Origin of the sequence: Geobacillus sp. C56-T2 (assembly GCF_007829715.1) — a bacterium.
Lineage (GTDB): Bacteria > Bacillota > Bacilli > Bacillales > Anoxybacillaceae > Geobacillus > Geobacillus icigianus.
The window spans coordinates 1224895-1236216 of record NZ_VJWB01000001.1; the positions used below are offsets into that span (position 1 = coordinate 1224895).

Genomic DNA, 11322 nt, shown 5'->3' on the forward strand with positions numbered 1-11322 from the left:
TGAACGTTCGATTTTTTGCTTGGCAATGGTCAGAAAACGGTGTATAGTATAAGTAGCCTTACAAAAGGAGGAGGAAATGAGTGAATCAAGATCGTCAAGCCGCGTTGGAGCAGGCGTTAAAACAAATTGAACGACAGTTTGGCAAGGGGGCCATCATGAAGCTCGGTGAGCAAGTGGAACGAAAAGTTTCCGTTGTGCCGAGCGGTTCGCTGGCGCTCGATATCGCGTTAGGCGTCGGCGGCTATCCGCGCGGGCGGATTGTGGAAATTTACGGCCCGGAATCATCAGGGAAGACGACCGTTGCCCTTCACGCGATCGCTGAGGTGCAAAAGCGGGGCGGGCAAGCAGCTTTCATCGATGCCGAGCACGCGCTCGATCCAATCTATGCGCAAAAATTAGGAGTCAATATCGATGAACTGTTGCTTTCCCAGCCCGACACCGGCGAGCAGGCGCTCGAAATCGCCGAAGCGCTCGTACGAAGCGGCGCGGTCGATATTATCGTCATCGACTCGGTGGCGGCGCTCGTGCCGAAAGCGGAAATTGAAGGAGAGATGGGCGATGCCCACGTCGGCTTGCAAGCCCGTCTCATGTCGCAGGCGCTCCGCAAGCTGTCTGGCGCCATCAACAAATCAAAAACGATCGCCATTTTCATCAACCAAATCCGCGAGAAAGTCGGCGTCATGTTTGGCAATCCAGAAACAACGCCGGGGGGACGGGCGCTGAAGTTTTACGCTTCCGTCCGCCTAGAAGTGCGCCGCGCCGAACAAATCAAGCAAGGCAACGACATGGTCGGCAACAAGACGAAAATCAAAGTCGTCAAAAACAAAGTCGCGCCGCCGTTTAAAACAGCTGATGTCGACATCATGTACGGCGAAGGCATTTCCCGCGAAGGGGAAATCATCGATATGGCGTCCGAACTCGACATCGTGCAAAAGAGCGGTTCGTGGTATTCGTACAAAGACGAACGGCTTGGCCAAGGCCGGGAAAACGCGAAGCAATTTTTGAAAGAAAATCCGCATATTGCCGATGAAATCGCTCGTGCCATCCGTCAACATTACGGCATTGACGGCAGCGAGGCGGGCGGTGAACCGCAGCAAGACGAGTTCGCGTTGCTTGAGGAATAAGCGCTCCGGAGGGTGTCCCGAAAGGATCGGGACACCCTCTTTCGTTGCTCGATATACGTACGGACTGCTTCTGCCGCACGATCGGTTGTGCCGATCTTGAAGGCGGACAACCTTTTGCGTCAGCCCCTTTCCGAGTTCGCTTTCCCAAACGTGACGGCGCATGCATACGATGCGAAAGATAAGCGTCAGCTCCTTTCCATGTTCGCTTTCCCCTAGGCGGTGGGCGTGGCCTGTGTAATATCTTGACAATTGCTACGGGCGCCTTTACAATGAACATGTATATTTGTCCATACGCATGGCGGGGTCAAACGATCGTCCGCCGCGGCGGGACGGGAAGATGCCGAAAGCCGCGCGGGCGATCGCTGTGCAAAATGGGTCGAGCCAATACGTTGAAAATGGGAACATCCATCCGCGCCAACGATGGCGGCGCGCGAAAAATGCAGGGGAACATTGAACAGCAAGAGGAGGTGAAACGATGGGTCCAATCATCATCTCCGCTTTGCTTGCCTTAGTCATTGGTGCCGTTGTTGGCTTTTTTGTTCGCAAATCGATTGCCGAAGCGAAAATTGGCGGGGCGAAAGCAGCTGCCGAGCAGCTGATCGAGGAGGCGAAACGCGAGGCGGACGCCTTGAAAAAAGAAGCGCTTCTTGAAGCCAAAGATGAGATTCATAAACTGCGCACGGAAGCGGAGCGCGACATCCGCGACCGGAGAAGCGAGCTTCAAAAACAAGAAAACCGTCTCATGCAAAAAGAGGAAAATCTCGACCGCAAAGACGAAGCGCTCAATAAGCGCGAGGCGCTGCTCGAAGCGAAGGAAGAAGCGCTAAACGAAAGGCAACAGCATATTGAACAAATGGAAAGCAAAGTGGAAATGCTCGTCCAACAGCAACAAGCCGAGCTGGAACGTATTTCCGGATTGACCCGCGACGACGCGCGCCAGCTTGTTTTAGAGCGTGTCGAAAAAGAGCTGTCGCATGAAGTCGCCATGATGATCAAAGAGGCGGAAACGCGGGCGAAAGAGGAAGCGGATAAGCGAGCTAAGGCGATTTTATCGCTCGCCATTCAGCGCTGCGCCGCTGACCATGTCGCCGAAACGACGGTTTCGGTCGTCAATTTGCCTAACGATGAAATGAAAGGGCGCATTATCGGGCGCGAAGGGCGGAACATTCGTACGCTCGAGACGCTGACCGGCATCGATTTGATCATCGACGATACGCCGGAGGCGGTTATTTTGTCGGGATTTGACCCGATTCGCCGCGAAACGGCGCGCATCGCCTTGGATAAGCTCGTCCAAGACGGCCGCATTCATCCGGCCCGCATCGAAGAGATGGTCGAAAAGGCGCGCCGCGAAGTGGACGAACATATTCGCGAAGTCGGCGAACAAACGACGTTTGAAGTCGGGGTTCATGGGCTGCATCCGGATTTGATCAAGATTTTGGGACGGCTCAAATTCCGGACGAGCTACGGGCAAAACGTTTTGAAACACTCGGTTGAAGTGGCGTTTTTAGCCGGGTTGATGGCGGCTGAGCTCGGAGAGGACGAGATGCTGGCACGCCGGGCCGGCTTGCTTCATGATATCGGCAAGGCGATTGACCATGAAGTGGAAGGAAGCCATGTGGAAATCGGCGTCGAGCTGGCGACAAAATATAAAGAGCATCCGGTCGTCATCAACAGCATCGCTTCGCACCACGGCGACACCGAACCGACGTCGGTCATCGCCGTGCTCGTTGCCGCAGCCGATGCGCTGTCGGCAGCGCGGCCGGGAGCGCGCAGCGAAACGCTGGAAAACTACATTCGCCGCTTAGAGAAGCTGGAAGAAATCGCCGAGTCTTACGAAGGCGTGGAAAAATCATACGCCATCCAAGCGGGCCGCGAAGTGCGGATCATGGTCAAACCGGATATGATCGACGACTTGGAAGCGCATCGGTTGGCGCGCGATATCCGCAAACGGATCGAGGAAGAGCTCGATTACCCGGGCCATATTAAAGTCACGGTCATCCGCGAAACGCGGGCGGTAGAGTACGCGAAGTAAAAAGTGGCAGGCTGTTGCCACTTTCTTTTTTTGCCCGTACAATAAACATAAACGGCGATCGCTGACGGTGATCGTGTTGAGGTAGAAAGGGATCTGGGATGAGAATATTATTTATTGGTGATGTGGTCGGCGCGCCGGGACAAAAAATGGTCGAGCACTATGTGCCGAAGCTGAAGGAAAAATACCGTCCCGATGTCGTCATCATCAACGGCGAAAACGCAGCCGGCGGAAAAGGGATCACCGAATCGATTTACCGATCGTTGCTTGCCTGCGGCGCTCATGTCATCACTTTAGGAAACCATGCGTGGGACCAGCGCGAGATTTTTGAGTTTATCGATCAGGCGAAGGCGCTTATTCGCCCAGCGAACTACCCGTCCGGCACGCCGGGGACGGGGATCGTCTATGTGGCGACCGAACGAGGGGAAGCGGCGATCATCAATTTGCAAGGGCGGGCGTTTTTGCCGGCGATTGACTGCCCGTTTCAAAAGGCGGACGAGCTGATTGCCGTTGCTTCCGCGCGCACGCCTGTCATCATCGTTGATTTCCACGCCGAAGCGACGAGCGAAAAACAGGCGATGGGCTGGTATTTGGACGGCCGCGTGTCCGCCGTCATCGGCACGCACACGCACGTTCAGACGGCTGATAACCGCATTTTGCCGAAAGGGACGGCGTATATTACCGATGTCGGTATGACCGGGCCGTACGACGGCATTTTAGGCGTCGATCGCGAAGCGGTGTTGCGCAAATTTTTAACCGGCTTGCCGGTCCGTTTTGGCGTTAAGGAAGGAAGAAGCCAGCTGAACGCCGTGCTTCTCGATGTAGACGCCAAAAGCGGGCGGGCGCTTCAGATCGAGCGGCTGATCATTAATGACGATCATCCTTATTTTGAATAGTTCATCTTTTGAAAATTTTAAAAAATGTGTCCCTCCCTAGCAGGAATAGTTGTTGAAACCGTGAATATAGTTACTAATGAAGACCTTTTCACGAAATCATTTTTCCAAGGGGACGAGGGAGGAACTAGGGATGGAAATATTAAAAGTGTCAGCCAAATCGAATCCGAACTCTGTAGCCGGCGCCCTGGCTGGTGTGCTGCGCGAGCGCGGCGCGGCGGAGATTCAGGCGATCGGCGCAGGCGCGTTGAATCAAGCCGTTAAGGCAGTAGCGATCGCACGAGGGTTTGTGGCACCGAGCGGCATGGACTTGATTTGCATTCCGGCGTTTACCGATATTATTATCGATGGCGAAGAGCGGACCGCGATCAAATTGATCGTTGAACCTCGTTAACTGGATGATTGGCGAATGGTAAAATATAACCTGTTGGCGCCTTCCACCTTGAAGGCAGGCAGGTTATTTTGTTTTTTAAGGGGGAGTATACATGATTTTTGACGCCCATTGCGATGCGCTCATGAAACTGTGGCAAGATCGGTCTTTATCGTTCCGTGACGGACGATCGCTTCATGTGACGTTTTCGGGAATGGCGGAAGCCGGGGTGAAGGTGCAATGCTTTGCCATCTACATACCGGAAACGGTGCCGGAAGAGGCCCGGTTCACGACGGCGCTTGAGATGGCCGATCTTTTTTTCACCCGCCTCATCGATGCCTTTCCAGCGATGAAGGTGGTGCGCACGAAGCGGGACATTGCCTCTCTCAAAGAGGGGGAGATCGGCGCGATGCTGACGCTCGAAGGCTGCGATGCTATCGGCTCAAACCTTATCAAACTGAAAACGCTTCTTCGTCTCGGTGTTGCGTCTGTCGGCTTGACGTGGAACTTTCCGAACGCCGTCGCCGACGGGGCGTGGGAAACGCGCGGCGCCGGGCTGACCGCGTTTGGCCGGCAAGTCATCGAGCTGCTCAATGAAACGAAACGGTGGGTCGATGTGTCGCACTTGTCGGAGCGAGCGTTTTGGGATGTCATCGAGGTGGCCCGCTTTCCGATCGCCTCTCATTCAAACGCGCATCGCCTTTGTCCGCATCGGCGCAACTTGACCGATGAGCAGATTGGCGCACTGATCGAAAAAGACGGAGTCATCGGCATTACCTTTGTGCCGTATTTTTTGACCGATGACAAACGAGGGGCGACGGTGGCCGATGTGCTTCGCCATCTCGATCATATTTGTGCGCTCGGGGGAGAGCGCCACGTTGGCTTTGGCTCCGATTTTGACGGCATCACGCAGACGGTCGCCGGTCTTGCCTCGGTGAGAGACTACGCCCGGCTTGTTGACGAGCTCCATCGGCATTATTCCGCCGATCAAGTGAAACGGTTTTTGTTCGATAATTTTTATGCACATTTGCCGGAGTGATGAATGTCATTGAACAGCGGCTTGGCGTATCCTAAAATGAAAGGCAAATCATTGACCGCGCCGGCCGCTCGTTTTCAAGAGGGAAGGGAGTGGTCGACTTGTCAGAAAAGTGGTACAATAGCAGTGAAGGTTGGAGCGAACATAAAGGGGTGTAAAGCATGATCGAACAGTTGTCATGGAAGGTGGGCGGCCAACAAGGGGAAGGGATTGAGAGCACCGGAGAAATTTTTTCCACAGCCTTGAACCGCCTCGGGTACTATTTATACGGGTACCGTCATTTTTCTTCGCGCATTAAGGGGGGACATACGAACAACAAAATCCGCGTCAGCACGAAGCCGGTGCGGGCGGTCGCGGACGATTTGGACATCCTCGTGGCGTTCGACCAAGAGACGATTGATTTCAATTTTCACGAGCTTCATAGCGGCGGCATCGTCATCGCCGACGCCAAATTCGATCCGGCGATTCCAGAAGGAACGGGAGTGGCGCTTTACGCTGTTCCGTTCACCGACATCGCGACGGAACTTGGCAACCCGCTGATGAAAAACATGGTCGCCATCGGCGCGACGAGCGCTGTGCTCGGTTTAGACGCCGCCGTGTTCGAAAGCGTGGTGGCGGACACGTTTGCCCGCAAAGGGGCGCAAGTGGTCGCCAAAAACATGGAAGCGATTCGCGCCGGGGCGCGGTATATGGAAAAGCAGCTGGACGGCCGCGGCGAGCCGATGAAACTCGCTCAAGCCGATGGAAAACAGCGACTGTTTATGATCGGCAATGACGCGATCGCCTTGGGGGCCCTTGCCGGCGGCGCCCGTTTGATGGCCGCGTACCCGATCACCCCGGCTTCCGAAATCATGGAATATTTAATCAAAACATTGCCTCGTTTCGGGGGGACAGTCATTCAGACAGAAGACGAAATCGCCGCTTGCACGATGGCGATCGGCGCCAACTACGCGGGCGTGCGGGCGTTCACCGCTTCCGCCGGACCGGGGTTGTCGCTGATGGCCGAAGCGATCGGACTGGCCGGGATGACGGAAACGCCGCTTGTAGTTGTCGACACCCAGCGGGGCGGTCCGAGCACGGGCTTGCCGACGAAGCAAGAACAGTCGGACTTGCTGGCGATGATTTACGGAACACACGGGGAAATCCCGAAAATCGTCATGGCGCCAAGCACGGTCGAAGAAGCGTTTTACGACATGGCGGAAGCGTTCAACTTAGCTGAGGAATACCAATGCCCGGTCATCTTCTTGTCGGATTTGCAGCTGTCACTTGGCAAACAAACGGTCGAACCGCTCGATTACGACCGCATTGAAATTCGCCGCGGCAAGCTTGTCACCGGGGAATTGCCGCCGCTTTCCGGCAAGGACAATTTCAAACGGTATGAACTGACGCCGGACGGCATTTCGCCGCGCGTGCTGCCGGGGACGAAAAACGGCATCCACCACGTCACCGGGGTGGAGCACGCGGAGACAGGGCGGCCGTCGGAAACAGCCGCGAACCGCCAAGCGCAAATGGAAAAGCGGCTGCGCAAGCTCGCGCATCTCCATTTCCCGACACCGGTGCATAAACAGCTCCGCCATGAGGAGCCGGATTTGCTGCTTGTCGGCTTCTTGTCAACGCGAGGCGCGATTGAAGAAGCGATGGAGCGGCTCGAACAAGACGGCGTCAAAGTCAACCATGCCCATATCCGCCTCCTTCACCCGTTCCCGGAGGATGACATGCGCCCGCTTGTCGAAAAAGCCAAGCGAGTCGTCGTCATCGAGCAAAACGCGACCGGGCAATTGGCGAGCTTGTTGAAAATGAACGTCGGGCATGCGGATAAAATCGCCAGCGTCTTGAAATTCGACGGCAATCCGTTCCTGCCGGGCGATGTCTATACTAAATGCAAGGAGTTGTTCATGCAATGGCCACCTTTAAAGATTTCCGCAATGATGTGAAGCCAAACTGGTGTCCCGGCTGCGGCGACTTTTCCGTGCAAGCGGCCATCCAACGGGCGGCCGCCAATCTTGGGCTCGAACCGCATGAGCTTGCCGTCATCTCTGGGATTGGCTGTTCGGGCCGCATTTCTGGGTACATTCACTCTTACGGTTTCCACGGCACGCACGGCCGCGTGTTGCCGCTCGCCCAAGGAGTGAAAATGGCCAATCGCGATTTGACCGTCATCGCCGCCGGCGGCGACGGCGATGGGTTTGCGATCGGCATGGGGCACACGGTTCACGCCATTCGCCGCAACATCGACATCACATACATCGTCATGGACAATCAAATTTACGGGCTGACGAAAGGACAAACTTCGCCGCGCAGCGCCGCCGGATTTCAAACGAAAAGCACGCCGCACGGATCGATCGAGCCGGCGCTGTCGCCGCTCGAGATCGCGTTAAGCGCCGGAGCGACGTTTGTCGCGCAAGGGTTCTCAAGCGACTTGAAAGAGTTGACAAGCTTGATCGAAGAAGGCGTCAAGCATAAAGGATTTGCGTTCATCAACGTCTTCAGCCCGTGCGTCACATACAATAAAGTGAACACGTACGAATGGTTCAAAGAACGGCTCGTCAAGGTGAGCGACATCGAAGGATACGACCCGGCCAATCGCGAGATGGCGATGCAGACGGTCATGAAATACGATGGGCTCGTCACCGGAGTGATTTATCAAAACGAAGAGCAAAAGTCGTATCAAGAGCTTGTGCCGGGCTACAGCGAAGCGCCGCTTGCTGAGGCGGACTTGAAACTAGACAAAGAACAGTTCGAACAACTTGTAGCGGAATTTATGTAAAAAAGGAAACAACTGACACCCCGTAGGGCTTGTCCCATCGGGGGTTTTTTGTTATCATAATATGTTCCGGGCTTCCGGAACAATTCCCGTTGTGTTTCTTGGCAGTTGACGATATACTATGATAATGTGTAGTTTGGAAGAATTTTGCGAGGATCATGCAATGATGTTGGACAGAAAGGAGATCGCGATTGCGATGAACGAAAAACAACGTTTGGAGCAAACAGGACAAATCAAAACGGAAAGCCATCCAGCGGACAGAAAATCCGCCTTGGACCGGCTGAAAGCGAAAACGTCGAAAGACTATGAGAAATACTTCTCGAGCGTCTTTCTCCCGCCGAATTTAAAAGAAGCGAAAAAACGCGGCAAGGAAGAAGTGCAATATGTGAAAGACTTTGCGATTCCCGATGAATTCCGCGGCATGGGGCGCGGGCGGAAATTTTACATCCGCACGTACGGCTGCCAGATGAACGAGCATGATACAGAAGTGATGGCCGGCATTTTCATGGCGCTCGGCTATGAGCCGACCGACCGACCGGAAGACGCAAACGTCATTTTGCTCAACACGTGTGCGATCCGCGAAAACGCGGAAAACAAAGTGTTCGGCGAGCTCGGCTACTTAAAGCCGCTCAAAACGACGAATCCAGACTTGTTGCTTGGCGTGTGCGGCTGTATGTCGCAAGAAGAAGCGGTCGTCAACAAAATTTTAAAGCAATACCAATACGTCGACATGATTTTCGGCACGCACAACATCCATCGCTTGCCGTACATTTTGCATGAGGCGTACATGTCGAAAGAAATGGTCGTCGAAGTATGGTCAAAAGAAGGGGACGTCGTTGAAAACTTGCCGAAAGCGCGCAAAGGGAAGATTAAAGCGTGGGTCAACATCATGTACGGCTGCGACAAGTTTTGCACGTACTGCATCGTCCCGTATACGCGCGGCAAAGAGCGGAGCCGCCGCCCGGAAGACATCATCCAAGAAGTGCGCCAGCTCGCCGCCCAAGGCTACAAAGAAATTACGCTGCTCGGGCAAAACGTCAACGCTTACGGGAAAGACTTCACCGACATTCAGTACGGCCTTGGCGATTTAATGGATGAGCTGCGCAAAATCGATATTGCACGCATCCGTTTCACGACGAGCCATCCGCGCGACTTTGACGACCGGCTCATCGAAGTGCTCGCCAAACGCGGCAACTTGGTTGAGCATATTCATCTGCCAGTGCAATCAGGCAGCACGGAAATTTTGAAAATGATGGGACGCAAGTATACGCGCGAGGAATATTTGGAGCTCGTTCGCAAAATCAAAGCCGCCATTCCGGACGTCGCGTTGACGACCGATATTATCGTCGGTTTCCCGAACGAGACGGACGAGCAGTTTGAAGAAACGCTGTCGCTTTACCGCGAAGTCGGGTTTGACTCGGCGTACACGTTCATTTACTCGCCGCGCGAAGGCACCCCGGCGGCGAACATGAAAGACAACGTGCCGATGGAAGTGAAAAAAGAGCGGCTCAAGCGGCTGAACGACCTTGTACAAGAAATCGCAGCCAAGAAAATGAAGCAATACGAAGGGCAAGTCGTCGAAGTGCTTGTAGAAGGCGAAAGCAAAACGAATCCGGATGTATTGGCGGGTTATACGCGCAAAAACAAGCTCGTCCACTTCGTTGGCCCGAAATCGCTCATCGGCCGATTGGTCAACGTGCGCATTACGCAGGCGAAGACGTGGACGCTGACAGGAGAACTTGTGAATGAAGCGATCGAGGTGAACGAACATGGCAAAGTATACGCGGGATGATGTATTGGCGCAGGCGAAGCAGCTCGCCAAAATGATCGCCGAAACGGAAGAAGTCGACTTTTTCAAACGGGCCGAAGAAAAAATCCATCAAAACGAAAAAGTGCGCGCGCTGATCAACGAGTTGAAATCGCTGCAAAAGCAGGCGGTCAACCTCCAGCATTACGGCAAACGCGAGGCGTTGAAAAAAGTCGAGCAGCAAATTGACGCCATTTACGAACAGTTGTCGCAAATCCCGATCGTCAGCGAATTCCAGCAATCGCAAGCCGATGTGAACGATTTGCTTCAGCTCGTCGCCTCGACGATTTCCAATACGGTCACCGACGAAATTCTCGCTTCGACCGGCGGTGACGTGCTGCGCGGTGAAACGGGTGCCGCGCTTCGTCACAGCAAGCCCGGCGGCTGCCATTAAAACGCTGGCGGAGCGGAAGAGACGGGTCAAAAGCGTCCCTTAAGCGGGGGCGCTTTTTTTTCATCGGCCGATGGAAAAAGGGACATCGATCTTCTCCGGCCTCCTAGCGCTAACCGAAAGGATTGGGTCGGCGCTTCCGCCGCCAGCGGCAAAAAAGAAGACACATCGAACGGAGCGGGCGCATACAATGAACTATACGGAATAATGATTCATTTGCTGTGCACATTAGCGGAGATGGCGCATAGGATGAAATGAAGATTCATTTGAGGAGGGTTCCGTTCGATGTCTGAATACAGGGAAATTATTACAAAAGCCGTTGTCGGCAAAGGCCGCAAGTTTACGCAATCGACCCATACGGTGACGGCGCCGAACCGCCCGTCAAGCATTCTTGGCTGCTGGATCATCAACCACCGCTATGAAGCGAAAAAATGCGATAAAACGGTCGAAATTCACGGCCACTACGACATTAACGTCTGGTATTCGTACAACAACAATACAAAAACGGAAGTCGTTACGGAAACGGTCTCGTACACTGATGTGGTCAAGTTAAAATACCGTGATAAAGACCATTTAATTAGCGACGACACCGATATTATCGTCCGCGTCATCCAGCAGCCGAACTGCCTCGAATGCACGATTTCGCCGAACGGCAACAAAATCGTCGTCGACGTTGAGAGGGAATTTGTCGCCGAAGTGATCGGCGAAACGAAAGTATGCGTTGCCATCAACCCAGAAGGCTGCGGCCAAGACGATGATTTCTGCGACGATGATGACCTTGACGAGGAATTGGAAGATTTAAGCCCTGAACTGCTGCTTGGTGAGGAAGAGTAAAACTAGGAAATTTCTTTCCTAGTTTTTTCTTTTGCCGCTTGTTATAATAGTAGCGCAATCAATGAGCCTTCGGG

At 54.0% G+C, this 11322-nt stretch carries 10 protein-coding genes; all 10 read left to right on the forward strand.

Annotated features, from left to right (window positions below; translation table 11 throughout):
• Positions 1-80 precede the first annotated feature (80 nt).
• The 10 genes from recA (at position 81) to GC56T2_RS06305 (ending at position 11248) form a co-directional block, all read left to right on the forward strand.
• Positions 81-1124 carry a recombinase RecA gene (gene recA, locus GC56T2_RS06260; protein ID WP_033023151.1) on the forward strand — a complete coding sequence of 348 codons (1044 nt, stop codon included), beginning with the start codon at positions 81-83 and terminating at the stop codon, positions 1122-1124.
• 475 nt (positions 1125-1599) lie between these two features.
• A complete protein-coding gene (gene rny / locus GC56T2_RS06265) occupies positions 1600-3156 on the forward strand; it encodes a ribonuclease Y (RefSeq protein WP_033023152.1) in 1557 nt (518 codons plus the stop codon).
• 98 nt (positions 3157-3254) lie between these two features.
• Positions 3255-4049 carry a TIGR00282 family metallophosphoesterase gene (locus GC56T2_RS06270; RefSeq protein WP_144973838.1) on the forward strand — a complete coding sequence of 265 codons (795 nt, stop codon included), beginning with the start codon at positions 3255-3257 and terminating at the stop codon, positions 4047-4049.
• A 130-nt stretch (positions 4050-4179) separates the two neighbouring features.
• Positions 4180-4440 carry a stage V sporulation protein SpoVS gene (spoVS, locus tag GC56T2_RS06275; protein ID WP_003251598.1) on the forward strand — a complete coding sequence of 87 codons (261 nt, stop codon included), beginning with the start codon at positions 4180-4182 and terminating at the stop codon, positions 4438-4440.
• A gap of 91 nt (positions 4441-4531) precedes the next feature.
• Entirely contained in the window at positions 4532-5455 is a 924-nt protein-coding gene (locus tag GC56T2_RS06280) for a dipeptidase (protein ID WP_144973840.1), read from the forward strand.
• A gap of 158 nt (positions 5456-5613) precedes the next feature.
• Positions 5614-7386, forward strand: coding sequence for a 2-oxoacid:acceptor oxidoreductase subunit alpha (locus GC56T2_RS06285; RefSeq protein WP_144973842.1), 1773 nt, complete (start codon positions 5614-5616; stop codon positions 7384-7386).
• A complete protein-coding gene (locus tag GC56T2_RS06290) occupies positions 7353-8219 on the forward strand; it encodes a 2-oxoacid:ferredoxin oxidoreductase subunit beta (protein ID WP_144973844.1) in 867 nt (288 codons plus the stop codon). The genes GC56T2_RS06285 and GC56T2_RS06290 overlap by 34 nt, the downstream gene beginning before the upstream one ends.
• Positions 8220-8412: 193 nt before the next feature.
• Positions 8413-10008, forward strand: coding sequence for a tRNA (N6-isopentenyl adenosine(37)-C2)-methylthiotransferase MiaB (gene miaB, locus GC56T2_RS06295; RefSeq protein WP_144973846.1), 1596 nt, complete (start codon positions 8413-8415; stop codon positions 10006-10008).
• The gene (locus GC56T2_RS06300; RefSeq protein WP_033023162.1) at positions 9986-10417 is read left to right on the forward strand and encodes a YlbF/YmcA family competence regulator; all 432 of its coding nucleotides are present in this window, start codon (positions 9986-9988) and stop codon (positions 10415-10417) included. Before miaB ends, GC56T2_RS06300 begins: the two co-directional genes overlap by 23 nt.
• A gap of 282 nt (positions 10418-10699) precedes the next feature.
• Positions 10700-11248 carry an outer spore coat protein CotE gene (locus GC56T2_RS06305; protein ID WP_033023165.1) on the forward strand — a complete coding sequence of 183 codons (549 nt, stop codon included), beginning with the start codon at positions 10700-10702 and terminating at the stop codon, positions 11246-11248.
• Positions 11249-11322: the final 74 nt, after the last annotated feature.